This is a genomic window from Hominimerdicola intestinalis (assembly GCF_054655215.1).
The window spans coordinates 103,679-129,132 of the sequence record NZ_BAAHNZ010000005.1; the positions used below are offsets into that span (position 1 = coordinate 103,679).

The 25,454-nt window shown below is 39.9% G+C and carries 29 protein-coding genes; 26 read left to right on the forward strand and 3 right to left on the reverse strand.

Features of this window, described 5'->3' with window-relative positions; translation table 11 throughout:
• Positions 1 to 103: 103 nt before the first annotated feature.
• The 7 genes from ACYQ0H_RS06650 to scfB all read left to right on the forward strand — a co-directional run bounded on the left by ACYQ0H_RS06650 (position 104) and on the right by scfB (position 6,349).
• The gene (locus tag ACYQ0H_RS06650) at positions 104 to 1,375 is read left to right on the forward strand and encodes a glycoside hydrolase family 10-like protein (RefSeq protein ID WP_459812057.1); all 1,272 of its coding nucleotides are present in this window, start codon (positions 104 to 106) and stop codon (positions 1,373 to 1,375) included.
• 181 nt (positions 1,376 to 1,556) lie between these two features.
• Complete coding sequence (locus ACYQ0H_RS06655) at positions 1,557 to 2,390, forward strand: sulfide/dihydroorotate dehydrogenase-like FAD/NAD-binding protein (RefSeq protein ID WP_459812058.1); 834 nt, start codon at positions 1,557 to 1,559, stop codon at positions 2,388 to 2,390.
• Positions 2,390 to 3,775 carry an NADPH-dependent glutamate synthase gene (gltA, locus tag ACYQ0H_RS06660; protein WP_459812090.1) on the forward strand — a complete coding sequence of 462 codons (1,386 nt, stop codon included), beginning with the start codon at positions 2,390 to 2,392 and terminating at the stop codon, positions 3,773 to 3,775. Before ACYQ0H_RS06655 ends, gltA begins: the two co-directional genes overlap by 1 nt.
• A 90-nt stretch (positions 3,776 to 3,865) precedes the next feature.
• The gene (gene yajC / locus ACYQ0H_RS06665) at positions 3,866 to 4,177 is read left to right on the forward strand and encodes a preprotein translocase subunit YajC (protein ID WP_459812059.1); all 312 of its coding nucleotides are present in this window, start codon (positions 3,866 to 3,868) and stop codon (positions 4,175 to 4,177) included.
• Between the two features lie 85 nt (positions 4,178 to 4,262).
• Positions 4,263 to 4,664 (forward strand): TIGR04086 family membrane protein, encoded by a 402-nt coding sequence (locus ACYQ0H_RS06670; RefSeq protein ID WP_459812060.1) that lies wholly within the window; start codon positions 4,263 to 4,265, stop codon positions 4,662 to 4,664.
• A gap of 96 nt (positions 4,665 to 4,760) precedes the next feature.
• Positions 4,761 to 4,904 carry a six-cysteine ranthipeptide SCIFF gene (gene scfA, locus ACYQ0H_RS06675; RefSeq protein WP_459812061.1) on the forward strand — a complete coding sequence of 48 codons (144 nt, stop codon included), beginning with the start codon at positions 4,761 to 4,763 and terminating at the stop codon, positions 4,902 to 4,904.
• Between the two features lie 74 nt (positions 4,905 to 4,978).
• Positions 4,979 to 6,349, forward strand: a complete 1,371-nt coding sequence (gene scfB, locus ACYQ0H_RS06680; RefSeq protein ID WP_459812062.1) for a thioether cross-link-forming SCIFF peptide maturase — start codon at positions 4,979 to 4,981, stop codon at positions 6,347 to 6,349.
• A gap of 46 nt (positions 6,350 to 6,395) precedes the next feature.
• Here scfB and ACYQ0H_RS06685 read toward each other — a convergent pair whose 3' ends face one another.
• The 3 genes from ACYQ0H_RS06685 to ACYQ0H_RS06695 are packed head-to-tail and all read right to left on the reverse strand — an operon-like array spanning position 6,396 to position 11,234.
• Positions 6,396 to 9,026, reverse strand: a complete 2,631-nt coding sequence (locus tag ACYQ0H_RS06685; RefSeq protein ID WP_459812063.1) for a transglutaminase-like domain-containing protein — start codon at positions 9,024 to 9,026, stop codon at positions 6,396 to 6,398.
• Positions 9,027 to 9,043: 17 nt separating this feature from the next.
• A complete protein-coding gene (locus tag ACYQ0H_RS06690; RefSeq protein WP_459812064.1) occupies positions 9,044 to 10,252 on the reverse strand; it encodes a DUF58 domain-containing protein in 1,209 nt (402 codons plus the stop codon).
• Between the two features lie 13 nt (positions 10,253 to 10,265).
• Entirely contained in the window at positions 10,266 to 11,234 is a 969-nt protein-coding gene (locus ACYQ0H_RS06695; protein ID WP_459812065.1) for an AAA family ATPase, read from the reverse strand.
• A gap of 216 nt (positions 11,235 to 11,450) precedes the next feature.
• On the opposite strand from ACYQ0H_RS06695, the gene ACYQ0H_RS06700 reads away from it, so the two are divergent.
• From ACYQ0H_RS06700 to ACYQ0H_RS06790, 19 genes are all read left to right on the forward strand, one after another.
• Positions 11,451 to 12,395, forward strand: a complete 945-nt coding sequence (locus ACYQ0H_RS06700) for a stage III sporulation protein AA (RefSeq protein WP_459812066.1) — start codon at positions 11,451 to 11,453, stop codon at positions 12,393 to 12,395.
• Positions 12,388 to 12,882 (forward strand): stage III sporulation protein AB, encoded by a 495-nt coding sequence (locus ACYQ0H_RS06705; protein WP_459812067.1) that lies wholly within the window; start codon positions 12,388 to 12,390, stop codon positions 12,880 to 12,882. The genes ACYQ0H_RS06700 and ACYQ0H_RS06705 overlap by 8 nt, the downstream gene beginning before the upstream one ends.
• Positions 12,883 to 12,895: 13 nt before the next feature.
• The gene (gene spoIIIAC / locus ACYQ0H_RS06710; RefSeq protein ID WP_459812068.1) at positions 12,896 to 13,093 is read left to right on the forward strand and encodes a stage III sporulation protein AC; all 198 of its coding nucleotides are present in this window, start codon (positions 12,896 to 12,898) and stop codon (positions 13,091 to 13,093) included.
• Positions 13,093 to 13,479: a SpoIIIAC/SpoIIIAD family protein gene (locus tag ACYQ0H_RS06715; protein WP_459812069.1), complete on the forward strand. Its 387-nt coding sequence runs from the start codon at positions 13,093 to 13,095 to the stop codon at positions 13,477 to 13,479. The genes spoIIIAC and ACYQ0H_RS06715 overlap by 1 nt, the downstream gene beginning before the upstream one ends.
• A gap of 15 nt (positions 13,480 to 13,494) precedes the next feature.
• A complete protein-coding gene (locus ACYQ0H_RS06720; RefSeq protein WP_459812070.1) occupies positions 13,495 to 14,643 on the forward strand; it encodes a stage III sporulation protein AE in 1,149 nt (382 codons plus the stop codon).
• A 20-nt stretch (positions 14,644 to 14,663) separates the two neighbouring features.
• Positions 14,664 to 15,152, forward strand: a complete 489-nt coding sequence (locus ACYQ0H_RS06725) for a hypothetical protein (protein WP_459812071.1) — start codon at positions 14,664 to 14,666, stop codon at positions 15,150 to 15,152.
• Entirely contained in the window at positions 15,139 to 15,693 is a 555-nt protein-coding gene (locus ACYQ0H_RS06730; protein ID WP_459812072.1) for a stage III sporulation protein AG, read from the forward strand. Before ACYQ0H_RS06725 ends, ACYQ0H_RS06730 begins: the two co-directional genes overlap by 14 nt.
• Before the next feature lie 25 nt (positions 15,694 to 15,718).
• A complete protein-coding gene (locus ACYQ0H_RS06735; RefSeq protein WP_459812073.1) occupies positions 15,719 to 16,258 on the forward strand; it encodes a SpoIIIAH-like family protein in 540 nt (179 codons plus the stop codon).
• Positions 16,259 to 16,371: 113 nt separating this feature from the next.
• Positions 16,372 to 16,716: an Asp23/Gls24 family envelope stress response protein gene (locus ACYQ0H_RS06740; protein WP_459812074.1), complete on the forward strand. Its 345-nt coding sequence runs from the start codon at positions 16,372 to 16,374 to the stop codon at positions 16,714 to 16,716.
• An 83-nt stretch (positions 16,717 to 16,799) separates the two neighbouring features.
• Positions 16,800 to 17,216, forward strand: coding sequence for a transcription antitermination factor NusB (gene nusB, locus ACYQ0H_RS06745; RefSeq protein ID WP_459812075.1), 417 nt, complete (start codon positions 16,800 to 16,802; stop codon positions 17,214 to 17,216).
• On the forward strand, positions 17,209 to 18,144 hold the full coding sequence (locus tag ACYQ0H_RS06750; RefSeq protein ID WP_459812076.1) for a tRNA (adenosine(37)-N6)-threonylcarbamoyltransferase complex transferase subunit TsaD: 936 nt from the start codon (positions 17,209 to 17,211) through the stop codon (positions 18,142 to 18,144). The genes nusB and ACYQ0H_RS06750 overlap by 8 nt, the downstream gene beginning before the upstream one ends.
• A gap of 1 nt (position 18,145) precedes the next feature.
• On the forward strand, positions 18,146 to 19,330 hold the full coding sequence (gene xseA / locus ACYQ0H_RS06755) for an exodeoxyribonuclease VII large subunit (protein WP_459812078.1): 1,185 nt from the start codon (positions 18,146 to 18,148) through the stop codon (positions 19,328 to 19,330).
• 16 nt (positions 19,331 to 19,346) lie between these two features.
• Entirely contained in the window at positions 19,347 to 19,538 is a 192-nt protein-coding gene (gene xseB / locus ACYQ0H_RS06760) for an exodeoxyribonuclease VII small subunit (RefSeq protein WP_459812080.1), read from the forward strand.
• Positions 19,531 to 20,421, forward strand: a complete 891-nt coding sequence (locus ACYQ0H_RS06765; RefSeq protein ID WP_459812081.1) for a polyprenyl synthetase family protein — start codon at positions 19,531 to 19,533, stop codon at positions 20,419 to 20,421. The genes xseB and ACYQ0H_RS06765 overlap by 8 nt, the downstream gene beginning before the upstream one ends.
• Positions 20,422 to 20,442: 21 nt before the next feature.
• Positions 20,443 to 22,293, forward strand: a complete 1,851-nt coding sequence (dxs, locus tag ACYQ0H_RS06770; RefSeq protein WP_459812082.1) for a 1-deoxy-D-xylulose-5-phosphate synthase — start codon at positions 20,443 to 20,445, stop codon at positions 22,291 to 22,293.
• Positions 22,286 to 23,080, forward strand: coding sequence for a TlyA family RNA methyltransferase (locus ACYQ0H_RS06775; RefSeq protein WP_459812083.1), 795 nt, complete (start codon positions 22,286 to 22,288; stop codon positions 23,078 to 23,080). The genes dxs and ACYQ0H_RS06775 overlap by 8 nt, the downstream gene beginning before the upstream one ends.
• 14 nt (positions 23,081 to 23,094) lie before the next feature.
• On the forward strand, positions 23,095 to 23,973 hold the full coding sequence (locus ACYQ0H_RS06780) for an NAD(+)/NADH kinase (protein WP_459812085.1): 879 nt from the start codon (positions 23,095 to 23,097) through the stop codon (positions 23,971 to 23,973).
• A 1-nt stretch (position 23,974) separates the two neighbouring features.
• Entirely contained in the window at positions 23,975 to 24,436 is a 462-nt protein-coding gene (gene argR, locus ACYQ0H_RS06785) for an arginine repressor (RefSeq protein WP_459812086.1), read from the forward strand.
• A gap of 18 nt (positions 24,437 to 24,454) precedes the next feature.
• The coding region (locus ACYQ0H_RS06790) for an AAA family ATPase (RefSeq protein ID WP_459812087.1) at positions 24,455 to 25,454 on the forward strand (1,000 nt) is incomplete at its 3' end.

Genomic DNA, 25,454 nt, shown 5'->3' on the forward strand with positions numbered 1-25,454 from the left:
TACCGCTCCCGCTTAACGGCAGGAGCGGTTTTCATATATCTCCTTTATAAATAATATAATGTAAGGTAATACGATAGATAGTTTATAAAAACGGAGGAAATATATGAAAAAAATATTTATATTGATTGTGGCGCTGCTGCTGGTTTCGTGTTCGGTCAAGGATACTCAAGATGTAAAAATTGTAAATGTGTCGCCGGTTCCGGAATTAGGAAGCTCAAAGGTATCGGACAGGCATTTAAAAAACAATGAAACAGCTTCTGTTTCCGGAGAATATATTCCGTTAAATTATGATGAACAGAAATCTATCTGGCTGTCATATATAGATTTAGCGCCTATGCTCAGCGGCAAGAATAGAAATGAGTTTGAAAACGCTTTTTCAGAAGCTTGTAATAATATTAAGGATATTGGCTGTAATACATTGTATGTTCACGTTAGAAGCTTCGGTGACGCATATTACAGATCCGATTATTTTCCGTGGTCAAAAGGAATTACAGGAGCAGTGGGAAATGAACCGGGCTTTGACCCTCTGGAAATAATGATAAATATTGCTCACAACAAAGGCTTGTCTTTTCATGCTTGGATAAATCCGTTAAGGTGCGAAACTGAAAGCAATATGAAGCAATACCCGGAAAGCTGTATTCTTAAGAAATGGTTTTCCGATAGCGGAAATTACGGGGAGTACCTTGTTAAAGTGGATAATGACGATCATTATTGGCTGAATCCAGCTGTTGATGAGGTGAGAGAGCTTATTTGCTGCGGTGTAGAAGAATTATGCGAAAACTATAAAATCGACGGAATACATATTGACGATTATTTTTATCCCACAACAGAAAGCTATTTTGATTCTGAAACCTATATACAAGCCGGAGCTTCAATGACGCTTTCGGACTGGCGTCTGGATAACTGCAGCAAAATGGTTAAAGAAATGCATGATACTATAAAGAAGGTCAATAAAAATATATTATTTGGTGTTTCTCCTCAGGGGAATATTGAGAATAACTATTCTTATATGTATGCTGATGTAAAAAAATGGTGCAGCACAGACGGATATATTGATTACATAGTTCCTCAGATTTATTTTGGTTATGAAAATACTGCAAAGCCCTTTGAAAAAACAGCTGAGGAATGGAACGAAATTGCAGAAAGCGGCAATGCAAAGCTTGTTATCGGACTTGCGCCGTATAAAATATCTGATGACAGTGAATTTACGGATAATATAGGTATTATTGCAAGCCAGATAAAAACCTCGGAGAAACTTAAATGTTACAGCGGGATTGCGCTGTACAACTATATAAATATTTTCTGTACGCAGGATAGTTTATCGGAAAGACTTGATAAGGAAATAACCGAGATAACGAAAGCTTTGGCAGAATAGTATGCACACTCAGTAATAGCATATGCTGTACAGTATATGTAATCATATAAAAAAGTCATGTAAAAAAAGAAACGTACAGCGTTTTTAACAGAATTGACTTGAAAATTTGATTAATATGCTGTATAATGTTTAACGGTGGCATAGAAAGGCTGTGCTCTCATATTTTTCGGGAGGGATAAAAGTGTATAAAATAGTCAGAAGAAAACAATTAAACGACCAGGTCGTTCTTATGGAAATTGACGCCCCGTATATTGCAGCTAAGGCTGAGGCGGGTCAGTTTATCATTTACAGAATTGATGAAAAGGGAGAGAGAATCCCACTTACGATCGCAGATTATGACAGAGAAAAGGGAACTGTTACGATTATTTTTCAGACTATCGGAGGTTCGACTCAGCAGCTTGCTTCTTTAAACGAGGGAGATTCTATTCTGGACGTTGTCGGTCCTTTGGGAATTCCTACTAAATATGAGGACGGCGCAAAGCGTGTGGCGGTAGTCGGAGGAGGCGTAGGCTGTGCGATCGCTTATCCTCAGGCTAAAAAGCTTCACGGAATGGGTGTCCATGTCGATCTTATTGCCGGCTTCAGAAGCAAGGATATTATTATTCTTGAGGAAGAAATGAAAGCTGTTTCATGTGAGCTTTACGTTTGTACGGATGACGGCTCCTACGGCAAGAAGGGCTTTGTAACAGATATGCTCAAAGAGCTTATCGACAGCGGTGTTAAGTATGACGAGGTTATTGCGATAGGACCTGTTCCTATGATGAAGTTTGTCTGCAAAACAACAGAGCCTTATGGAATAAAAACTACAGTATCCCTAAACCCGATTATGGTAGACGGTACAGGAATGTGCGGCGGCTGCCGTGTAACGGTAGACGGAAAAATCAAATATGCGTGTGTTGACGGACCTGATTTTGACGGTCATAAGGTTGATTTTGATGAGCTTATGAAGAGAAACGGTACTTACAGGGAGCAGGAGGCTGCTCATATATGCAGATTGACCGGAGGTATGAGATAATGGCTAATATGAGTTTAAAGAAAACACCTATTGGTGAACAGGACCCTAAGGTCAGAGCCAGAAACTTTAAAGAGGTTTCTTTGGGATATACAAAAGAAGAGGCAATGGAAGAGGCAACGAGATGTCTTAACTGCAAAAACAAGCCTTGTGTAAGCGGCTGTCCTGTCGGTGTAAGAATCCCTGAATTTATAGAAAAGGTTGCCGCAGGCGAGTTTGAAGAAGCATATAAGATCATTAAGTCAACAAATGGACTTCCGGCTGTCTGCGGACGAGTATGTCCTCAGGAAAATCAGTGCGAAGGCAAATGCGTAAGAGGTATAAAGGGCGAATCTGTTGGTATCGGACGTCTTGAGAGGTTCTGTGCGGATTATATGATGGACAAAGCCGCTGCTTCCGAAAAGCCGGTTTCAAATGGTCATAAGGTTGCGGTTATCGGAGCGGGTCCTGCAGGTCTTACCTGTGCCGGAAATCTGGCTAAGCTCGGCTATGAGGTTACAATTTTTGAAGCGTTCCATACTGCCGGAGGTGTTTTAATGTACGGTATTCCGGAGTTCAGGCTTCCTAAGGCGATTGTTCAGAAGGAAGTTGATAATCTTAGGGATATGGGCGTTAATATAATGACTAATATGGTTATAGGAAAGGTTCTTTCAGTGGACGAGCTTATGGATCGAGGATATGAAGCTGTATTTATAGGTTCGGGTGCAGGACTTCCCAGATTTATGGGTATTGAAGGAGAAGGACTTGTAGGAGTATATTCCGCTAACGAATATCTTACTAGGATAAATCTTATGAAGGCATATCTGGAGGATTACGCTACCCCTATAAAGAAATCCAGATCTGTAGCAGTTGTAGGCGGAGGAAATGTAGCAATGGACGCTGCACGTTCGGCAATGCGTTTGGGAGCTGAACACGTTTATATTGTATACAGGCGTTCGCTTGATGAAATGCCTGCAAGACGTGAAGAGGTTCATCATGCTATGGAGGAGGGAATCGAATTTTTGGTTCTCAATAATCCTGTAAGAGTTATCGGTGATGAAAACTGTAATGTAACCGGTCTGGAATGCGTAAAGATGGAGCTGGGAGAGCCTGATGAAAGCGGTAGAAGACGTCCGATAGAGGTTAAGGATTCCAATTATGTACTGGACGTAGATACGGTGATCATGTCAATAGGAACATCTCCAAATCCGCTTATCAGAACGACTACACAAGGACTTGAAGCCAACAGCCGCGGCTGCCTGGTGGTCAATCAGGACGATATGGCTACAACTAAGGAAGGCGTTTATGCCGGCGGTGACGCAGTAACAGGAGCCGCTACTGTAATACTTGCTATGGGAGCAGGAAAAACTGCTGCCGCTTCAATTGATGAATATATTAAAAACAAATGATCATACATAAAAATATTTTCTCAAGCACTTGAACTTCTATGAATTATATGGTATAATATTATAATATAATTAGTTTGGAGGATTACAAAAATGTATGATATTTCAGTTTTGACAGCGTCAGCGGGTTCAGGAAATTTATTTTTAACGTTGATTCCTTTGGTGCTGCTGGTCGTATTTTTCTACTTCTTTATTATCCGTCCTCAGAAAAAGCAGGATAAAAAAGATTCACAGATGAGAGATTCTCTTGAGATCGGCGATGAGGTAGTAACTAACGGTGGGATTGTCGGAATAATTTTCTCAATTAAGGACGATACGGTTGTTATTGAAACGGGCGGCGATCGTTCTAAAATCAGAGTTATGAAATGGGCGATTGCTAAAAATCTTACTGTTCATGATGAATAATATAAAGGCTCTGCTTATGCAGAGCCTTTTGCATATTTGAATACTCCCACGAATATAATTAAATAAAAAGTCGGGAGGGATTTATATGCCGCGAAGAAAAAACACAGGAGCAAGGCTTTCAGCTTTAGGCTGTACGGCTGTTTCCGCTTTGATAGGTTTTTCAGTTGTTTTTTTATTGATCATTATTTTTGCATATCTTATTACTAAAATTGACGCTGCAGATACTGTCGTTTCTGTTATGACTTCAGCTGCTCTTTGTGTCGGAGCATATGCAGGAGGTTTTATAAGTGCAAGGAAACGCCGTAAAAACGGACTTTTTATGGGTGTGCTTTGCGGAATATTTATGTTCTTTGTGATTTTTATAATAAGCACTTTTTTTGCACAGACTATATCCGGATTTTCTGGCTCAGCTAAACTTATTATGACTTTAATATTCGGAGCACTTGGCGGAATAGTCGGCGTTAACTCGAAAAGCAGAAGATTCTGAATGAATAAAATATTTATATCTCAGTAATTGATTATTCATAATAGAAGCTGTATTATATGCTATAATTAAAGTAAATTAAAAGTGGAGGAATTTATTATGAAACATATTAAGACAATTAACAAGGCTAATCTGAAGAAAACCGCTGAAAAGGGCGGCTGCGGTAAATGTCAGGCTTCGTGTCAGTCTGCCTGCAAAACGTCCTGCACAGTAGCTAATCAGAAGTGTGAAAAAAACGCATAATTTTTCTATCTGCCTTGAAGGGACATTTATGTCCCTTTAATTTTTGCATAATTTGATTTTAAGGAATGATAAATATGATACATAAGTTTAAACTCAACGGCTTCAATATATTATTGGATGTTAACAGCGGAGGAGTTCATATAGTCGATGACCTGACATATGATCTTCTTGATAACGTTGAACCTCCTTTTTCAGAGCGCTGCCCTGAAAATGTAAAGTCTAAGCTTTCTAAAGCATATCCTGCTGAGGAAATTGAGGAATGCTATCAGGAAATTATTCAGCTATATAATGATAAAATATTGTTCAGTGAGGATGATTATGAGAAATTTGCTCTTTCTGCCGTTGCCTCACCGATAAAGGCAATGTGTCTTCACATTGCGCATGACTGCAATTTAAGATGTGAATACTGCTTTGCCTCTACCGGAGATTTCGGAGAGGGAAGAAAGCTTATGGATTTTGAAACGGGTAAAAAGGCTATAGATTTTCTTATAGAAAAATCTGCCGACAGAAAATTTCTGGAGCTTGACTTTTTCGGCGGAGAACCTTTGATGAATTTCGGGGTAGTAAAGCAGATAGTGGAATATGCCCGTTCCAGAGAAAAGGAATGTGGAAAGGTATTCAGATTTACTATTACAACTAACGGTATGCTTCTTACAGAGGACAAGATGGATTTTATCAATAGGGAGATGTCCAATGTCGTTCTTTCTATCGACGGAAGAAAGGAAGTAAATGACCGTATGAGAAAACGGGCGGACGGAACAGGCTCGTACGATAAAATACTTGAGAATTTTAAAAAGTTTGTTTCAATACGCGGAGATAAGGATTATTATGTAAGAGGAACCTATACTAAATATAACCTTGATTTTTCAGAAGATGTTATGCATTTATACGATATGGGATTTGACCAAATATCAGTTGAGCCGGTTATGGCTGATCCGTCTGAGCCTTATGCGATAACCGAGGGCGATCTTGCAAGGATCTTCAAAGAATATGAGATACTGGCAGATAAAATTCAAAAAATTCAGAACGAGGGTAAGTTTATAAACTTCTTTCATTTTATGCTTGATCTCGATCAGGGTCCGTGTGCTATCAAGCGTTTAAGGGGCTGCGGCTGCGGAAACGAATATGTTGCTGTAACGCCTGACGGAGATATTTATCCATGTCATCAGTTTGTAGGAATTGAAGATTATAAAATGGGCAGCCTGAATGACGGAACATTTAATAATGAACTGAAAACTGCATTTGCCGGCTCTCATGTATATTCTAAACCTGAATGCAAAAAGTGCTGGGCAAAATTTTATTGCAGCGGAGGCTGTAACGCTAACAATTATATCTATGCCGGAGATATTCATAATGCCCATAAGCTTTCTTGTCAAATACAGAAAAAACGTCTTGAATGTGCGATTATGCTGAAAGCTGTAAAAATGCTTGAAACGGCTGAATAAAAAAATTAAACGTTCCTGAATGAAAAAATTCAGGAACGTTTTTTTATCAGTATAGATTGTAGATCCATTTAGCCGCAAATTTTCCTAAAGCAGTAAGACGAGCTAAAATAACTTCATTTGATAAATGCTTTAAGAATCCTCTCGCAAATTCGGCTTCTTTATCGGATATTTCATTACAGCTCAGATAAGCCTCGCAGGCTGATTCCGCAAGCCTGATAAAATCCTTATCAATTCCAGTGATATTCTTTTCATGGCATTGCTCAAGTATTTCATCGGCAGCTTGTATATCAGTAATATTTTTATCTGAAGTGACTGATATAAGCGATAAATATTTTAAACAAAGCCTGTAAATATCCTGAATTGCAGTTCTGTTATCACTGTTATTTATCTGATGTTCAATTCTAAGAACTGCATATCTGTGCCTGAGGACAACAGCGGCAATTATAATTATCAGTCCGAACAGATATAAAATAAGCGGTTTTATAATGTTGCGGCCTGAATTTCCAACTGAAGAGGTCTCTGATTTATTGTAATTATTTTTTCCTGTCACAGAAGGTGCCGCTGTAGTTTTTTTAGTAGTATAGGCCGAAGCGGTTGATTTTTTTTCGGATTGAGTTGTTTTTGAAACCGTTGTTTCGGTGCTGTTATTTGAAGCAGTTGTTGTAACAGAAGAAGTCTGGAGTTTACTCGGATTTTTTTCTGTATCAGTCATATTAGGATTATCATTGGAATACCCGGGAGTAAACTCAAGCGGTATCCAACCTATATCTGAAATAAATACTTCGCACCAAGCGTGGGCAGACTTGTCTGTAACTACGGCAGTAGGTATACTATCTTCGCTGTCTGCGAATTGAGACGGCAGAACAATGTACCCTTCAACATATCTTGCTGGAAAACCGAATTTTCTCATAAGCATTACGCCTGCGGAAGCATAATATGAACAGAACCCCTCTTTCTGCGAAGAAAGAAAATACTCTATGAAATCTTCTCCCTCAGGAGTTGCTCCGGGTGACAGCGTATATTGAAAATTATCTTTAAAGTAATCATATACAGCCTGGTATATGCTCTGAACATCGTTAGGATCCGATGTAAGATAAGATCCTAGTATTCTGTTATATACGTTGTTTAAAATATCGGAGTCGTTTATATCAAGATATTTTTCACGGACAAAGCTTTCGTAAGACCTTGTAATTTTATCGGAATATACTTTGTTTTTCAGAGATGCGGATATATTGCTCCATGAGTTGCCGGCAGCTGATAAGTCGGTAAAAATCAAGGAGTATTTTTTGCTTCGTAAATTTACATATGATTCGGGACTAGGAACCATTTTATCGTCTCCAAAATTGCCGTCACTGGAATAATAGGCCATATAGGGGGCGTATACAAATCGTTTGCTTGCTCCGAGGACGGAAATCGTTATATCGTGGTTGTTTCCGAAAAAATCGTTTTCTGATCCCTGATTTTTCTGATAATTTAAATAATAATTATAATCCTGAACAAATATATTCTTTTCATTAAAGGCTTTTAGTCTTTCGTCGTCTTTTTCAAATTCTATTTCGTTCCAACGGTTATCTTCATATTTTCCTGCTACATAACCCCGTAAATAAAGAGGATAGGACGGCTTTATTGTTTTTACTTTCAATGCTGTTGAACCGTTGAAGCTGATACTGTCGGTTTTTCCAAGTATTCCTCCGTTTGTTCCTCCAACTGTTTTAACGCTGAAAAGATTTAGTCCTCCGTCATAATCCTCAAAAAAGTTTTTAATTTCATTGAATGAAAAGTCGTTTACTGCTGATGAAATATTTTTTCTCATCTGGTTAAAGGCTTCGGGACGTACAAAGCCGCTTATGCTGGAAAACAATATTGAAACTATAAAAATCAAGGCGCACATAAGTGCAACAGATTTTGAATATACTGTGAAAAATCTCTGCTTTAATTCGGATGATGTTAAGAAGTACGATTTTTTTCGATTGTGAAGTGCAAAGGTATTTGTTTTGCCTGCTTTATTGGTAGTGTGATTAATAATATGAAGCGCCAGCACAGTGATCCAGCATACTACAAGTCCGATCGCAGTCCATGTTTTAGGCTGCCAACCCCAGTACATCCCTAACTCAAAAACAGGAAACGTAATTATAAACATCATAGGAAAGTCTATCCTGAATATACAGGCTGCTGCAAGAACTATGACTATAACGCTGCCCAGAAAAACGAAAAAGTGAGTTGATATATACTCATAATCGTATGGACTTATATCTTTTATTTTACTGCTGTAAAAGGAATCAGGCTGATTTGCCTTCTGAAAGTATCTGAAAACGGTATAAAAAAATCCGTCTTTGATATTACTGAGTACAGAGATCAGATAAATTATATGAACAATTAAATATGTTCCGCCTATAAAGCGCAGTGCCTTGATTTTTGAAGCTATAAAAGCAAAAGCGGCGGTAAGCATTATCGTCAGGAATATTACCGGATTTGCAATTATGTTTATATCAAGAAAAGAAGCGCCCATAAAAACGGTGCATAATGCGGCAAATGCCGTAATTGCAAATTGAATGATTCTAAAATAATTTGCATTTATATCTTTGTCAGACGAAAATGAAATATCTCCGTCTATATAAATTCCGTTAACGCCTTTCAGACCTGTCTCGGAATTTTTGTTTTTTCTCTTTTTTATCATGCTGTCACCTTTTTATTTTATAAACAAATATTTTCTACACTTTCGCTTATTTTGTCCGGAGAAACTGAGACAACGGAATATATACCGTCATTTTCATTTTTTGTTACTTTTCTGTCAGAAGTATTGCTTTCTATTGCAAGAACCGAATACTTAAATGCTGCTCCTGATTGCGGGATCAATTCTGCAAGCTTGTCCGTGTAATCTGCTGTACAATAAAGAAAATGCCCGTATTTTTCTGAAGCCTCATTATCCAATTCAGAAAGCAGCACATTTCTTTTACTGCTTATCTGAGCTTTAAGAAGATTATTTATCATATATCTGTAATCGTCAGTATCAGCAACTCGGCAGGCTGTTTTCTGCATGGTTTTATCGTCAAACCATAAGACTATATGGGGGCATTCGATTTCACACAAATGCATTGATAAAGCTGATGCAGTTTCTATAACGGTGTCATACTGGTTTAAAAATTCATCGCTTTTGTCGTCTTGTTCAAAATATAGATCAACGCATATAATTATTGAATTTGTTATCGGAAGGGAATAATCTTTAACCATAATTTTATCCTGCTTTGCGGTAAGCTTCCAATGGATCCTGCTTATTTTATCTCCCTCGTTATATTCATGAATGTCAAAGATTTCTGAAGGGTCGTCACCTTTCTTATATTTTGAATAATTATCTGTTTCAAGGCCCATATCCGAGTAGTCACAAACAGGATTATTAAGCTTTATAAAATCAGGAGTTATTGTTATATTGCACTCACTCAGCATAATATCTGTCTGTGAAGCTTTGATTTTTCTCCTGAAGATTTTCAGCATATCAATAATTTTTATCTCTTTTATTTTAAGATTTACCGTACCGTAGTGGATCGAAGAAATATTGATTGTAAGGTATTGTGCGTTCTTGGGAAACATCGGTGTGTTTATCTTAAAGGTTTCTGTTTTACTTTTAAGCTTTGAAGTATAAGCTATGGATATAATGCAGTTAGGTATTGGAACAGAAGACATATTTTCTGCTTTTATTATAACAGGCAGCTTTTCTTTTCTGCATGACGAATACTGGCTTTCAAGGAAGGTTACTTTTATGCGTTTTCGTACGTGAGCCAGTAGTAGATTCAGAACGATTGTAAGAACTGCAACAAAGGAAAATAAATAAAATGAGAACGCTCCGACATATAGTATATAAAACATTGCGGCAGCGATCACAAGTATGATATAAATTACTATCATTTACCGTCACCGTTTATCTTCTTATCTTCGGTACGGAAACCGAGGCAATGATCTCCTGCAATACCTTTTCCTCGTCAACGCCGTTTATCCTTGCTTTTGAATTAAGCATGATCCTATGAGAAACAACGTCTGAAAAGGTATAGATCACATCGTCAGGCAGAACGTAATCTCTGCCTTTCAGCAGTGCGGTAGCTTTAATCATTTTCAGCAGTGCGATAGTACCTCTCGGCGAAAGACCAAGCTTGATTTGCGGATGCTTTCTTGATGCTTCTGCAAGTTTGGCAATATATTCAAAAATAGGTTCGGCAACATAGATATTTTCAACTGTTTTCTGAGCTTCTATGATCTCAGGAGCGGTAACTACGGGTTCTACAGTATCTACTGTTACCTGATTATGCTTTGATTTCAGCATCATTATTTCATTTTCAAGACTGGGATAACCCATGGTAAGACGAACTATAAACCTGTCCATCTGTGATTCAGGAAGAGTCTGAGTGCCTATAGAACCAATCGGATTCTGTGTAGCGATAACTATATAGGGTTCAGGGGTTTTATAAGTGACCCCGTCGACTGTAACTTTTCCCTCCTCCATGACCTCGAGCAGAGCCGCCTGAGTCTTTGAGGATGTTCTGTTTATTTCATCAGCAAGAAAAAGGTTCGTCATAGCCGCACCTTTTTTATATTCAAATTCCCTGGTATTTTTATTAAAAATTGTAAATCCGGTCACGTCGGTAGGAAGGACGTCTGGTGTAAACTGAAGTCTTTTGTAATCAAGTGACAAGGCTTTTGAAAGTGCAAGAGCAAGAGTGGTTTTACCTACTCCCGGAATATCTTCTATCAGAATATGACCTCCAGCAAGAATCGAAAGGAGTACCTTAATAATAATTTCATCCTTTCCGATTATAACCTTCTTTACTTCAGTAATTACTTTCTGTGATAAATTTAGGACCCTTATCTGATCCTCGTTTAAATTCTGCGCCATGTTTTTTGCTCCTTTATTTTTATTTCTCTTTATATACTGCCGAAACCAAAATGTTTGACGGCATCACTTAATTATCATATCATATATTGATAAAAATTTCAAGCATTTTTAGGCATACATCTTTCACAATTTTATAAATCCAAATATGTATGCATATACAAAAAACTGAAAGCATATTATGAAACATGATACAGGACAAGTAAAGGAGCTGTTTAAATGAACAGGGAAATCAGCAAGCTGAAGTTCTCATATGAGCTTCTGACGCCTAAAATAAAAAACGCAATTATCTCAATACCTGAACCGGAACGCAGCCGTATTCAGGAAATTAGAATGCGTCTTGAGAAGAAATTAACTGTGACCGTATTCGGAAAGGAATACTTTGTAACGGAAAGCGGCAGGCTTATGAACAGAGCAGACGACGGTATACCGATAATACATGAGGATATAGCGGTAACGTTCAAAAGAGCTTTCCAAAATTCTATACATAGCTTTCAGCGCGAGATCTCCCGCGGTTATATAACTGCGGACGGCGGTAACAGGGTAGGTTTTTGCGGAACTGCCGTTCTTGATACTTCAAACAATTATACAGTTAACAGTATTAAAAATATATCTTCCGTAAATATAAGGATCGCAAGGGAGGTCTGCGGCTGTTCAGGTGAAATATTTGACAAGGCATTTTCAAACGGTCCGGCGTCGCTGATAATAGCAGGACCGCCCTCAAGCGGTAAAACTACTGTTTTGCGGGATCTGTGCAGAAAAGCAGGTTCGCTTTACAGGCTTTCGGTAATAGACGAGCGTAATGAGCTTGCAGCGACTAAAGACGGAGCAGCGCAAAATGATATCGGTATGATGTCAGATGTATTCAATTCATATAATAAATATGACGGTATAATGACCGCAGTTAAAGTCATGTCGCCTGTAATGCTGATATGTGACGAGATAGGTTCTAAGGAAGATATGAAAGCGCTGGAATATGCGGTCAATTCGGGGGTAAAGCTTGTAGCGACCTGTCATGCTTCTACAGTCGATGAGCTGAAAAAAAGGCCTGTAATATCCAAGCTTATAAAAGATAAGGTGTTTGATTGCTGCGCACTGCTGGGAACGGGTCCGATGTGCGGAAAGATGACTGCTTTTTACCGTCTGGGTGATAAATATGGTTAAAATGATCGGTTTGGTTTTAATTCTGATATCAGGAGGGTTTATAGGCATTGCGGCGGCGGATAAAGTTAAGGCAAGAAGCGGCGGATTAAAAAAAATACTAAGGCTTCTTGAAGAATCAGAAATTATGATAAGATATAACGCCTGTACGTTTAATGAGCTTATCTGTCATTGCAGAACCTGCGCTGATATAAAAGATATTGATTTTTTATCCGCACCTGAAACGGACGGAGACATAAAAGAAGCGGTCTGCAATGCCGCATACTGTACCAAGCTTGAGCTTAGCGAGGAAGAAAGATATAATCTGAGATCATTTTTCTGTGAGCTGGGTTCAACAGATCTGGACGGTCAGCTGGCAATTATATCTCATTATAAAGAGTATTTTAAAGGCTGTCTTAACAGAGCCGACGTAGAAATGCAGTCAAAGTGCAGGCTTTATAAAACAATGGGGGTGCTGGGAGGAGCGTTTTTAGCTGTAATATTAATATAGAGGAGCAGATTTGATGGAAGTTGATTTGATTTTTAAAATAGCAGCGATAGGAATTATAGTAGCGGTCCTGAATCAGCTCCTTAAACGTGCAGAACGGGACGAACAGGCAATGATGACAACGCTGGCAGGATTGATCGTCGTTCTTATGATGATAGTAAATCAAATCGGAAATCTGTTTGAAACAATTAAAAATGTTTTTGGTTTATACTGATGGATATAATAGCAATTACCGGATTTTGTCTGACCGCCTGTATTATAAGCAAGGTGCTTGAAAAAAACGGCGGTGAAATAAAAACGGTCCTTACAATTTCTGCTGCCTGCGTTGTTATAGCAAAAATCGTGGGCGAACTGTCACAGGTCCAGTCTGTGATAAAAGAATTATTTTTCCACGCTCAGATGAGCGAAGAATATCTTACTATAATTTTTAAAGGACTCGGAATATGCTATCTTACGCAGCTTTCCTGCGATTGCTGCCGCGACTGCGGAGAAAGCTGTATAGCTTCCCAGATAGAACTGGCAGGAAGAGTCTCTATGTTAGTTATATCTCTGCCCTTATTCAGGGCGGTGATCGGTATTGTTGAGGCTTTGCTGACTTAAACATAAAGGATATTTATGAAAAGGTTTTTATTTCTTATTATTGCCGCCGCAGCTTTGTTATTATTTCCGGTCAACGTATATGCAGATAACAGCGGAGATTTTACTCAGACAGATGAATACAAGGAAATAACCGACGAGATAAACGGCGCGATCGGATCCGCAGCAGGAAGCGAAACAAATGAAATTCTTGAAGATAATAATATTTCTGCCGAAAATGCTAAAGGAATATCTGATATTTCCATATCAAACGTTTTAAAAAGTGTTTTTACATCATTTACCGATTCCCTTAAAAGTCCAATAAGAATGTTGGGAAAAATAATTGCCGTTGCCGTCCTCTGCATGATATCTCAAAGCATGGCTCCGAGCGGCTCCGGCATGATAAAAACTTTTAATATCATAGGCGTTCTTTGCTCTGTAACTGTAATTTACGATACGGTGTATTCATGCTTTGAGGTAATAAAATCCTCACTTGACGGAATATCGGAGTTTATGATCGCATATATTCCTATATTCTCAAGTGTTGCGGCGGCAGGAGGCAATGTAACTTCAGGCGGAAGCTATTATGCGGTAACGCTTCTGCTGTGCGAAATAATAGCCGCTGTTTCCAATAAAATACTTATGCCGTTTCTCAGTGTTGTTATGGCGGTTTCTCTGGTTTCAGCAATAAACCCTGATTTAAATTTCTGCGGAGCGGCTAATTCTATAAAAAAATGCGTTCAGTGGATATTAGGCGGTCTTATGACGATTTTTACAGGATTGCTCACGATCCAGAGCCTGACGGGAGCGGCAGCTGATTCATTGGCTTCCAGAACCGCTAAATTTGCTGCATCAAGTTTTATTCCGATAGTAGGCGGCGCAGTTTCAGAAGCTTATTCAACTGTATATGGAAGTCTTGGGGTAATTCGTTCCGGAGCAGGAACAGTCGGTATCGTTATTCTGTGTATCATAGTTCTCAAGCCGATATTAACAATTCTTGCGGTAAAGCTGGTCATCACGCTTGGCAAAATAATCTGTGAGCTATTCGGACAGCGTGAAAGCAGTGAATTTCTGGGAAGTACAAACGCCGTACTTTCAATAGGACTTGGTATAGTGATATGCTTTTCGGTTATTTTCATTGTTGCTACCGCAATTCTGATGCTTACGGCAATGAATGTGGTCGCATAAGTTAGGTGGTTAAGTTGAATATGTTTAAAGCCGCTGTACTTACAGCAAGCATAGTTGGCATAATAAGCACCTTCGCAGAATTTGCTGCTCCCAGCGAGGGCATGAAGAAACAGCTGAAAATGATAATTACCCTGGTACTGATCCTGGCGTTATTCACGCCTTTTATAGGATCAGATTTTAAAATAGCGCTTGACGGTATCGGAGATTTGAGCGAAGATAATTCATACAGCCGTATAAACAGGGATTTCAGCGATTATTATCTAAAACAGTCAAATTCAAATATTGAAAAATCACTTATCAGTCAGTTGGCGGCAGAAGGAATTTATGCTGAAAGAATAAGAATATATTCTGAGCTTAATGAATACAATTCAATAGAAATAACAAAAGCCGAGGTGTATGCCGATAATTTAGACGATAGCTCAAAAGACCGCCTTATGAATATAATCAGCGCTGCTTTGCCGGATGCGGATATTGTTTTCGGCTCGGAGGTGGAAAGTGAAACTCAGTGATATTAAAAAACGTTTATTTTCGTTCTCTCAGCTTGACAAGCGTACAAAAATTATTTTAGCCGCAGGGATCATAGGGATTCTTCTTATTTTTCTTTCTGAATTCATACCCGATTTCACCGGAGAAACCAAAAAGACCGAAAGTTTGCCGATGGACACAGTGACCGATGATACCGATCAGTATAAAAGGCAGATAGAAAACGAGCTGGTGGATATGCTTAGTCAAATAAAGGGAGTAGGAAATGTAACGGCAATGGTTACAATTGAAGGAACAACAGAATATGTTTACGCCGAGGAGCTTAATACAGCTACCGATAAAGACGGAAATCAGATATCGGAAAAATATCAGAATCAGGTAGTAATGACCGAAAAGGACGGCGAGAAAAAGGCTCTTGTTAAGCAAATAATAAAGCCTAAAATAAGCGGCGTTATAATTGTCTGCGACGGGGGGGCAAGCACGTCGGTAAACGAAAGAGTAATAAAGGCGGTGTCGACAGCGCTTAATCTGCCGTCAAGCAGAATCTGTGTCGAGTGCAGAAAATAAGTAAATAAAAAACGGAGGTATTTTTATGAAAAAGCCAACTATGATTATCGGAAAGAAACAGATAATTCTTGCAGGAATGACGCTGCTGCTGGGAGTTGCAGTATACATAAACTATGCTGTATCGGCAAACGGCAACGGGATCAGGTCTACTGATAAAATTGAAAGCAAGAGCGTTAACTACGGCGATGCTCAGCTTGTGAACAACAATGCGGAGGATAGTTATTTTGCACAGGCAAGAATTGACCGTATGACTTCCAGAGATAAGGCGGTTGAAACTCTTCAGACAATAATGGGCGGAGGAGATTCAACAGATGAAGAAAAAGCCGTGGCTGCAGAGGACGCCGCTACGATTACAGGACTTATTGAAACGGAAAGCAAGGTCGAAAATTTAATTAAGGCTGCCGGTTTTGAAGACTGTGTTGTTTACCTAGACGGTGATACCGCAAATATTGTAGTAAAATCCCCTGAAGGACTGATCGACAGTGAGGCTGCTCAGATCAAAGATATTCTTTTAGGAGAAGTTGATGTAGCTAATGAAAATATCAGGATCTTTGATGTAGAATAAATTTAAACTTATCAGAAAAAAATATCCGTAAACTGTTGTACATTTGATAAAAATATGCTATAATATTGTATATGTGTTTCGGCAATTAATTTCTGATAAGGAGGCTCTCTGCTATGAGTCAGGTTAAAAAAAATATATCTAAGACCCTGCACGTAAGTCAGGACGTTATTGCTCGTATCATTTCCAATGCCGTTAAGGAGGTAGAAGGAGTTGAGGGGATCGCTCCGCTCCCTAAAAATCCGGCTCAGATATGGTTCAAGGAGGAAAACTTTGGAGATATCCGTATCGGTCTGGTAGATGATGTTCTGTCCGTATCGGTTGGGATAATACTTAAAAACGGCACAAAAGCAATGAATACCGCTGAAAATGTTCAGAATAAGGTAAAAAGCGCAGTTCAGGGAATGCTTGGACTTACTGTTGCTAAGGTCAATGTAAAAATCTGCGACGCAGTTTTTTAACAGCAATTACCAGCTCTCGGGAATATTATTCCCGGGGGCTATCGGTGTTTTTATGACGTAAAAATAATTAAGGATGTGTTTATGTGGCTGCAAAGAGAAGAGAAGTTCGTGAAACTGCGTTTGTTCTGTCCTTTGAAATGCTTTTCCGTGACGATTCATTAGATGATATTATAGCGGTTTCGTCTGAATACGAGGATATCAAGATCGACAGCGAGGCTGCTGCGCTTGTAAGAGGAATTTATGAAAAGAAGGACGAACTGGATAATATTATATCAAGATTCAGTAATAGGCGTTCAATTGAAAGGATACCCAAAATAAATCTCGCAATATTAAGGCTAGCTATTTATGAGGCGCTGTATGATGAAAAGGTCCCGATAAACGTTGCGATCAGTGAGGCTGTAGCTTTGGCTCAGAAATACGCACAGGATCCGGATATTGCGTTCATAAACGGGGTTCTCGGCGCTTATTCCAGAAGCGGGGACGCTCCGTCAGATGAGTAAGATACTTGGAATAGATACAAGCAACTATACTACGTCTGCAGCGATCCTTGACACTGAAAGTATGGAAATAAAACAGAGTAAAATGCTTCTGCCGGTCAAACACGGCGAAAAAGGTTTAAGGCAGTCTGACGCAGTTTTTCATCATACAAAGCAGATACCTCTTGTTTTAAAGGATCTGCTGTCTGATTTCAGCGGAGAGCTTGACGGGATCGGAGTATCTGTAAAACCAAGACCTGTCAGCGGTTCCTATATGCCGTGTTTTCTTACCGGACAAGCTGTTGCAGAATCAATAGGGCTTGTACAGAATATAAGACCGGATTTTACATCTCATCAGACCGGTCATATCCTTGCCGCATTATATTCCTGCGGTAAACTTGATCTTATAATCAATAAGATCCCTTTCATTGCGTTTCATGTAAGCGGAGGTACAACAGATATGCTGCTGTGCAGACCGGATGAGAAAGAAATTTTGAATATTGAGCTTATAGGCACTGCGCTTGATTTAAATGCAGGTCAGGTGATCGACAGGACAGGAGTAATGCTTGGACTTGGCTTTCCGTGCGGAGAAGAGCTTGAAAAGCTAGCTGAAAAAAGCTCAGTAGCTTACAAAGTAAAGCCCACGATGAAAGGTATGAACTGCTGCCTTTCCGGTATAGAAAATCAGTGCAGAAAACTTTATGAAGCCGGAGAATCAAGTGAAAATATCGCAGGCTTCTGTATTGCTTCGATTTCTGCGGCGATATATAAAATGACGGTTCTTGCCGCTGATAAATACGGCGAAATGCCTTTTATTTATGCAGGAGGAGTTATGTCCAATAAAATTATATCAGGAAATCTGAAACGCGGTTATTTTGCAGAACCTGATTTTTCTAAGGATAATGCGGCGGGTGCTGCCGTTTTCAGCGCTGTAAGAAAGGGACTGATTTAATATGAGCTCAATTTTATCAGTATCACAGCTAAACAGATATATTCAATTAAAGATACAATCAGATCTGAAGCTAAAGGGAATAGCGGTAAAAGGCGAGCTTTCAAATTTCAGTATACACTATAGATCAGGACATGCTTACTTTTCACTTAAAGACGAAAACAGCGTAATAAAATGCGTTATGTTTTCACGAAGCGCGGAAAAGCTGAAATTCACTCCGGAAAATGGCATGAATGTTTTGGTCAGCGGTAATCTTGAAGTGTACGAACGCGACGGCATATATCAAATAATAGCTTCTGATCTTCAGCCGTTGGGAATCGGAGCGGTTCATACGGGAATTGAACAGGTTAAAGAAAAGCTGAGAAACAATGGTATATTTGACGAGTCGGCAAAAAAGCCTATACCGTATTTTCCTAAAAAAATAGCGGTTGTAACTTCTTTGACCGGAGCTGCGCTTCAGGATATTCTTAATATACTGTCCAGGAGATTTCCTGTTTGTTCTGTGCTTATATGTCCGGCTCAGGTACAGGGAAGTCAGGCTTCCGGCTCGATATGCCGAGCGCTGAAAAACGCTGACGCAAGCGGAGCTGATACTATTATTCTTGCAAGAGGAGGAGGATCCTTTGAGGATCTTATGCCGTTTAATACCGAAGCTGTAGCAATGGCTGTATACAACTGTACCGTACCTGTTATCTCGGCGGTTGGACATGAAACCGATACTACTCTTTCAGATTATGCCGCAGATCTAAGGACTCCTACGCCGTCTGCCGCAGCGGAGCAGGCGTCGCCCGATATTTCCGAGCTTATATCTGTGTGCAGAGCAATGAGATCAAGGCTTGACAGTGCTATGTTTGATTTTTTAGCCGAAAAGCAAGCAAAGCTTTCTGAAACAGATACATTTTTAAAAGTTTATTCTCCGCTGAAAAAGCTGGACGATGATTTTAAGCATTTGAATTTTTTAAAAGACAGGCTTAATAAGTTGATCGTTTCTAAAATCAGATATGAAAGCGCCGCATTGGATAAATACTCAGCACAGCTTCAGGCACTGAGTCCATTTAACGTGCTGCAACGCGGCTACTCGATTGTAACCAGAAACGGCAGAGCGGTTTATTCAGCTGATGACCTGCAAAAGGGCGACAGGATCGAGATCAGATTTAAGGATTCATCCTGCAGCGCAGTGATAGACTAAGGAAAGGAATACGGCTATGACATATGAGGATTCAATAAAAAGAATGGACGAGATCGTTAAAGCGCTGGAAAATGAAAAGCTGCCGCTTAATGAGGCGCTTAACCTGTATAAAGAGGGAGTAGAGATTTCAGCAGACTGTAAAAAACTTCTTGAAAATGCAAAGCTGCAGGTCGAGACTCTGTCTGTCCCGGAGGATCAAAATGACTGAAAAGAATGAACTGAAATTAAAAAAATACAGAGAGGATATTGACAGGGAGCTGCTTGCGTTTACTCAAAATAAACCTAAGCTGTGCGAAATAGCCGCTGAGGCGATGGAGTATTCACTTACAGCGGGCGGCAAAAGACTGCGTCCTGTGCTTATGCTTGAATTTTGCAGGATGTGCGGAGGCGACTCTTCCGAAATTCTTGATATTGCCTGCACAATAGAAATGATCCATACTTTTTCTTTAATACACGACGATCTTCCGTGTATGGATAATGATGATTACAGAAGAGGAAAACCGTCATGTCATAAGGCGTTCCCTGAGAATATAGCCTTGCTTGCAGGCGATGCGTTGAATACGCTCCCGTTCGAGGTGATTTCCGGGGCGGCTATAGACGGCAGAATTACTGCGGAAATTGCGGTTATGCTTATTTCCGTGCTGTCCAAGTCTGTAGGGATCAACGGAATGATAGGCGGACAGGTTATTGATCTTCAGTCGGAGGGAAGAGATATTACCGAAGAAACTCTGAATATTCTTCAGGAGCATAAAACCGGTGCGCTTATTGAAGCCGCCTGCGTAATGGGCGTGGTTTTGTCAGGAAGGTTTGAAAAGATACCCTTTGCGGCTCAGTATGCTTCTGCACTCGGCAGAGCGTTTCAGATCGTCGACGATATACTGGACGTAACCGGAACCTTTGAGGAGATGGGAAAACCTATAGGAAGTGACAGAGATCAGGGAAAAAATACTTTTGTATCCGTTCTGGGTCTTGAAAGATCGCTTGCCGAGGCTGACAGACTTACAAATGAAGCTCTGTCATATCTGGAGGAATTTGATAATAACGGCTTTTTATGCGAGCTAACTGAAAATCTGCTTAACAGACGAAGCTGATATACTGGGGGATATTATATAATGCCGGAAATAAAAAAACCGAATATTTATAAAATGCATCTGCCCTCAGATCTTAAAAAGCTTAATACAGAGCAGTGCAATATGCTTTGCGGTGATATCAGAAAGATACTTATAGATACAGTTTCTCAGAACGGAGGTCATCTTGCCTCAAATCTCGGAACTGTAGAGCTTACTGTTGCGGTACACAGAGTTTTTGATTCGCCCAAGGACAAGATAGTATGGGACGTAGGACATCAGTCTTATACACATAAAATTCTGACCGGGCGTCTTGATAAATTCAATACACTTCGCACAGATAACGGTATATCGGGCTTTTGCAGACCCGACGAGTCGGAGCATGACGCCTTTATCAGCGGTCACAGTTCAAATTCTGTTTCAGCCGCTCTCGGTATTGCCGCCGCAATGAAGCTTAACGGCGATAATCATCATACTATAGCAATACTGGGTGACGGAGCTTTTACAGGCGGTCTTGTATATGAAGGACTTAACAACGCAGGTAAAAGCGAAACAAATCTGATAATAATCCTGAATCATAATGAAATGTCCATATCCAAAAATGTAGGAAGCATGGCAAAATATTTGTCTACTCTGAGGACTAAGGATTCATATCACAGGACTAAAAATGCGGTGGAAAAGGCGCTTAATAAAACTCCTGTTATTGGAAAGCCCATAAAAAGCATTTTAAAATCGTCAAAAAATGCTGTGAAAAATCTTGTTCTTCACAGTACAATGTTTGAGGATCTTGGCTTTGAGTTTATCGGTCCCCTTGACGGACATAACATAGAAGAGCTTGAAAGCGGTCTTATGGCAGCAAAATCCTTAAATAAGCCTGTTTTTGTTCATGTAAATACAGTTAAGGGAAAGGGATATGCTCCTGCTGAGGATAATCCGGGAGAATTTCATGGTATAGGTTCTTTTGAAATAGCTACCGGAAACCCTGATGTTGTTCTGTCCGACAGTTTTTCGTCCGTTTTCGGAAAAGAGCTAGCTGAAATGGCTCAAGATAACAAAAAAATCTGTGCAGTTACTGCGGCTATGAAATACGGAACCGGACTTCAGTATTTCTATAAGGCCTTTCCGGAGCGTTTTTTCGATGTAGGAATAGCTGAGGAACACGCCGTAACCTTCTGCGGCGGACTCGCTTCAATGGGAATGATTCCTGTATTTGCAGTCTACTCCTCGTTTCTGCAAAGAGGCTATGACCAGATCATACATGATCTGGCTATCTGCAATACTCATGCAGTGATAGGAGTTGACAGGGCGGGAATAGTAGGAGAGGACGGAGAAACTCACCAGGGAATTTTTGATGTGTCGTTTCTGACCTCAGTTCCCGGTATTACCGTTTATTCGCCTTCCTGCTATGATGAACTGAAAATATGCCTGAGAAAGGCAGTCAGTGAAGATAAAGGAGTATCTGCTGTTCGGTATCCGCGGGGAAACGATAAATCAGTTTATGATAAATCAAAAGTCAGTGACTCTTTCAGCTATGAGGACAATGGATGCGGAATACTGGTTGTAACGTACGGAAGGCTTTATAATAATGTTCTGAAAGCGGGAGAAATACTTCACAGCAGCGGTATAGACTTTGATACCCTGAAGCTTGTAAAGATCTTTCCTATAGAAGAAGAGATAATAGATATTATTTCTTCATATAAGCTGGTATTTTTCTTTGAGGAAGCCTATACCTTCGGGTCTATATCTGAAAAATACTGCGCTGTTTGCAGCAATGTCGCTCCGTTTGCAATAAATGGATTTGTACGTCACGGAAAGGTTGGAAATCTGCTTGACGAATGTGGATTGTCGCCTGAAAAAATAGCAATGCAGATCGAGGATTTTCTTAAAAATGAGTAAACGTATTGACGCTTATTTGGTTGAAAAAGGCTATGCAAAAAGTCGGGAAAGAGCTAAAAATCTTATAAAGTCCGAAGGAGTCTATATAAATTCAGCCGCTGTTTCAAAGCCGTCGGAAGCGGTAAGCGAAGGCGATACAGTAACTGTTACTATCAGTGATTTGAAATATGTTGGGAGAGGCGCTTTAAAGCTTGAAAAAGCATTTGAAGCTTTTGATATTAATGTTACGGGTATGGTGTGCGCTGATATAGGAGCGTCTACCGGAGGATTCACCGAGGTTCTGTTGGAAAAGGGTGCGGAAAAGGTTTACGCAGTAGATGTCGGTCACGGTCAGCTTGACAAGAAGCTTCAGAATAACAGCAGAGTAGTTAATTGCGAGGGAACTAATGCAAGGGAACTTACCTCTGATCATTTCAGCGAAGCCGTTGATTTTTTCAGCGTTGACGTATCCTTTATATCTTTGAAGCATATTATGAACGCTTTGTCTGACTGTTCCGCTTACGGCTGTATTTTTGCAGTTCTTATCAAGCCGCAGTTTGAAGCAGGAAAAAATGCTTTGAATAAAAAAGGGATCGTTACCGATAAAAGAGTTCATAAAGCCGTTCTTAAAGAAATTACGGAATATTTTAATATGTGCGGTTTAAGCGTTTGCGGGCTTACTTTTTCGGGTATAAAGGGTTCTGACGGAAATATTGAATATCTGGCATATCTTAAAAAATCTGAGATCGTTATCAATTCAGATATAAATACCGACGCTGTTGCAGACGAAGCATTCAACAGCTTGTGAGAGGTGAAAATTTAATGAACGTATATGTGTTTCCGAACCTTGATAAAACAAACTGCAAAAAGATAACTATGGATGCCTGCCGTATTCTGAACAGCGAAGGTTCAGCTGTTTTTATGGAAGAGCGTTACCGAAGCGTTTTCAGCAGTTTTGAATATATACATTTTACCGAAGAGTCAAGATGTATTCAGACTTCTGATTTTATCGTTGTTATAGGGGGAGACGGAACGATACTTAAATGTGCCGGCGCTGCATCCGTTTATAAAAAGCCTATCCTTGGGATAAACTGCGGACGATTGGGTTTTATGGCATCTCTGGAGCATACGGAGCTGGACAGGCTCAAGGCCTTGTGCAGAGGAGATTATAATCTCAGCAGTAGAATGATGCTTAAAATCGAGATCATTCCCTCAAACGGAGAAAAGCTTGTATTCAGCGCATTGAACGACGCTGTGATCTCAAAGTGCGATGACTGCAAAATTGCTGATTTCAAAGTATCTAAAGGCGGTCAGGTAATCTCTTCACTGCGTGCAGACGGCGTTATTTTTTCTACCGCTACCGGTGCAACTGCGTATTCTATGTCCGCAGGAGGTCCTATAATAGAACCGGAAATGGAATGCATTGAATTTACTCAGATCTGCGCTCATTCGCTGTTCGCCCGTTCAATGATCTTTTCTCCCGAAAGCGTAATCGACGTAAAATGCCGCTGCAACTATAATTCTCATTCCGTAGTAAACGTTGACGGAAACGTTGTATACAGGCTCAGCAATGATGACAGCGTAAGAATTTCAAAGGCTTCAGAACACCTTGATATTATCGACATAGCAGGAGGAAGCTTTTTCACTTCAATAAATAAAAAGCTTATGCAGCCGCTGAAAGGAATTTCCGAGGAGAGCTGATATGAAAAATAAAAGGCAGAATCTGATACTGAAACTGGTATCTGAAAAAAATATAGGAACGCAGGAAGAATTGCAGCAGGAGCTTAACTCAAACGGGGTCAGTGTAACTCAGGCTACCGTATCCAGGGACATAAAGGAACTTGCTTTAATAAAGACCTGTACTCCTGCCGGAAAATATAAGTATGCTGTTCCTGCGCTTAAACGGGATTCGATTGATAAAAAGGACAGTATGATACTTACAATACTTTCTGATGCAGTTATATCCGTAGATTACGCAATGAATATAGTAGCTGTAAAATGTCATGTGGGGATGGCTCAGGCGGTATGTGCAAAGCTTGATAATACTGAGCTTGACAACGTTGTAGGAACTATTGCCGGCGATGATACTATTTTTATTCTTATGAGAAGTGAAAAGGACTCGTCAAGACTGGTAAAAGAGCTGAGTATAGTTACAAACAAATAATCAGGGAACTGGTGTGCTATGTTAAAAGAATTATATATCGAAAATCTGGCTGTAATTGAAAAAGCAGCAATAGAATTTACCGGGAGCTTTAATGTATTTACAGGTGAGACCGGTGCGGGTAAATCAATCCTTATAAACGGTATCAACGCAATTCTCGGACAGCGTGTTACAAAGGATATCGTTCGTACCGGAGCTTCAAGAGCTGTTGTTTCCGCTTTATTTACGGATATGGATATAACCGTGTTGGCTAAGCTTAACGAATTGGGGATTTCGCTTGATGACGGACAGCTTTTTCTTTCAAGGGAAATTAATTCAGACGGCGGAAGTATTGCAAGAGTTAACTCAAGAAGCGTGAACGTATCGGTTCTGCGGGAGATAGGCGCTCTTTTGGTCAATATACACGGACAGCATGATAATCAGCTTTTAATGGCTCCCGAGGAGCATATACATATTCTTGACAGCTATGCAGATGATGAAGCGCTTCTGACAGATTACAGAAAGTCGTTTAAAGAGCTTCAGGAGCTTGCAAGGCAGATAAATAAATTGAAAATAACGGCGGGAAGAAAATCCGAGCGAATAAATCAGCTGCAAGAGATAATTTCCGAGATCGAAGCGCTTAAAATTGATCTCGACGAAGACTTGAAAATTGAAGAAGAGCTTGAGATATCAAAGAACGCAGTTATTCTTTCGGAAGCCGTCTATTCCGCAAATCTGCTTTTAAGCGGCAGCGACGAAGTTTCGGGTGCTGCTGAGATAATTTCCGAAGCAAGCGGTAATATTTCTGCATATACCGATATCCTTTCTGACCTTGAACCGCTGGCAGCCAGACTTTCTTCCGCTCAGATAGAAATATCCGATATTGCGGGAGAGTTGTCATCACTTCTCGGAAGCCTGGATATAGATCCTAAAAGATATGATTTTCTTAATCAGCGCAACGACGAGCTTAGGAAAATAAAAAAGAAGTACGGCCCGGAGCTTGAGGATGTACTTAAAACGCTTGACGTTTCAAGAGAAGAGC

Excerpts from the sequence above, each read along its gene's own strand:
- ACYQ0H_RS06650 (WP_459812057.1), top strand. The coding sequence starts at position 104 with ATGAAAAAAATATTTATATTGATTGTGGCGCTGCTGCTGGTTTCGTGT.
- gltA (WP_459812090.1), top strand. The coding sequence starts at position 2,390 with ATGGCTAATATGAGTTTAAAGAAAACACCTATTGGTGAACAGGACCCT.
- yajC (WP_459812059.1), top strand. The coding sequence starts at position 3,866 with ATGTATGATATTTCAGTTTTGACAGCGTCAGCGGGTTCAGGAAATTTA.
- ACYQ0H_RS06670 (WP_459812060.1), top strand. The coding sequence starts at position 4,263 with ATGCCGCGAAGAAAAAACACAGGAGCAAGGCTTTCAGCTTTAGGCTGT.
- scfA (WP_459812061.1), top strand. The coding sequence starts at position 4,761 with ATGAAACATATTAAGACAATTAACAAGGCTAATCTGAAGAAAACCGCT.
- scfB (WP_459812062.1), top strand. The coding sequence starts at position 4,979 with ATGATACATAAGTTTAAACTCAACGGCTTCAATATATTATTGGATGTT.
- ACYQ0H_RS06685 (WP_459812063.1), bottom strand. The coding sequence starts at position 9,026 with ATGATAAAAAAGAGAAAAAACAAAAATTCCGAGACAGGTCTGAAAGGC.
- ACYQ0H_RS06690 (WP_459812064.1), bottom strand. The coding sequence starts at position 10,252 with ATGATAGTAATTTATATCATACTTGTGATCGCTGCCGCAATGTTTTAT.
- ACYQ0H_RS06695 (WP_459812065.1), bottom strand. The coding sequence starts at position 11,234 with ATGGCGCAGAATTTAAACGAGGATCAGATAAGGGTCCTAAATTTATCA.
- ACYQ0H_RS06700 (WP_459812066.1), top strand. The coding sequence starts at position 11,451 with ATGAACAGGGAAATCAGCAAGCTGAAGTTCTCATATGAGCTTCTGACG.
- ACYQ0H_RS06705 (WP_459812067.1), top strand. The coding sequence starts at position 12,388 with ATGGTTAAAATGATCGGTTTGGTTTTAATTCTGATATCAGGAGGGTTT.
- spoIIIAC (WP_459812068.1), top strand. The coding sequence starts at position 12,896 with ATGGAAGTTGATTTGATTTTTAAAATAGCAGCGATAGGAATTATAGTA.
- ACYQ0H_RS06715 (WP_459812069.1), top strand. The coding sequence starts at position 13,093 with ATGGATATAATAGCAATTACCGGATTTTGTCTGACCGCCTGTATTATA.
- ACYQ0H_RS06720 (WP_459812070.1), top strand. The coding sequence starts at position 13,495 with ATGAAAAGGTTTTTATTTCTTATTATTGCCGCCGCAGCTTTGTTATTA.
- ACYQ0H_RS06725 (WP_459812071.1), top strand. The coding sequence starts at position 14,664 with ATGTTTAAAGCCGCTGTACTTACAGCAAGCATAGTTGGCATAATAAGC.
- ACYQ0H_RS06735 (WP_459812073.1), top strand. The coding sequence starts at position 15,719 with ATGAAAAAGCCAACTATGATTATCGGAAAGAAACAGATAATTCTTGCA.
- ACYQ0H_RS06740 (WP_459812074.1), top strand. The coding sequence starts at position 16,372 with ATGAGTCAGGTTAAAAAAAATATATCTAAGACCCTGCACGTAAGTCAG.
- ACYQ0H_RS06750 (WP_459812076.1), top strand. The coding sequence starts at position 17,209 with ATGAGTAAGATACTTGGAATAGATACAAGCAACTATACTACGTCTGCA.
- xseA (WP_459812078.1), top strand. The coding sequence starts at position 18,146 with ATGAGCTCAATTTTATCAGTATCACAGCTAAACAGATATATTCAATTA.
- xseB (WP_459812080.1), top strand. The coding sequence starts at position 19,347 with ATGACATATGAGGATTCAATAAAAAGAATGGACGAGATCGTTAAAGCG.
- ACYQ0H_RS06765 (WP_459812081.1), top strand. The coding sequence starts at position 19,531 with ATGACTGAAAAGAATGAACTGAAATTAAAAAAATACAGAGAGGATATT.
- dxs (WP_459812082.1), top strand. The coding sequence starts at position 20,443 with ATGCCGGAAATAAAAAAACCGAATATTTATAAAATGCATCTGCCCTCA.
- ACYQ0H_RS06775 (WP_459812083.1), top strand. The coding sequence starts at position 22,286 with ATGAGTAAACGTATTGACGCTTATTTGGTTGAAAAAGGCTATGCAAAA.
- ACYQ0H_RS06780 (WP_459812085.1), top strand. The coding sequence starts at position 23,095 with ATGAACGTATATGTGTTTCCGAACCTTGATAAAACAAACTGCAAAAAG.
- argR (WP_459812086.1), top strand. The coding sequence starts at position 23,975 with ATGAAAAATAAAAGGCAGAATCTGATACTGAAACTGGTATCTGAAAAA.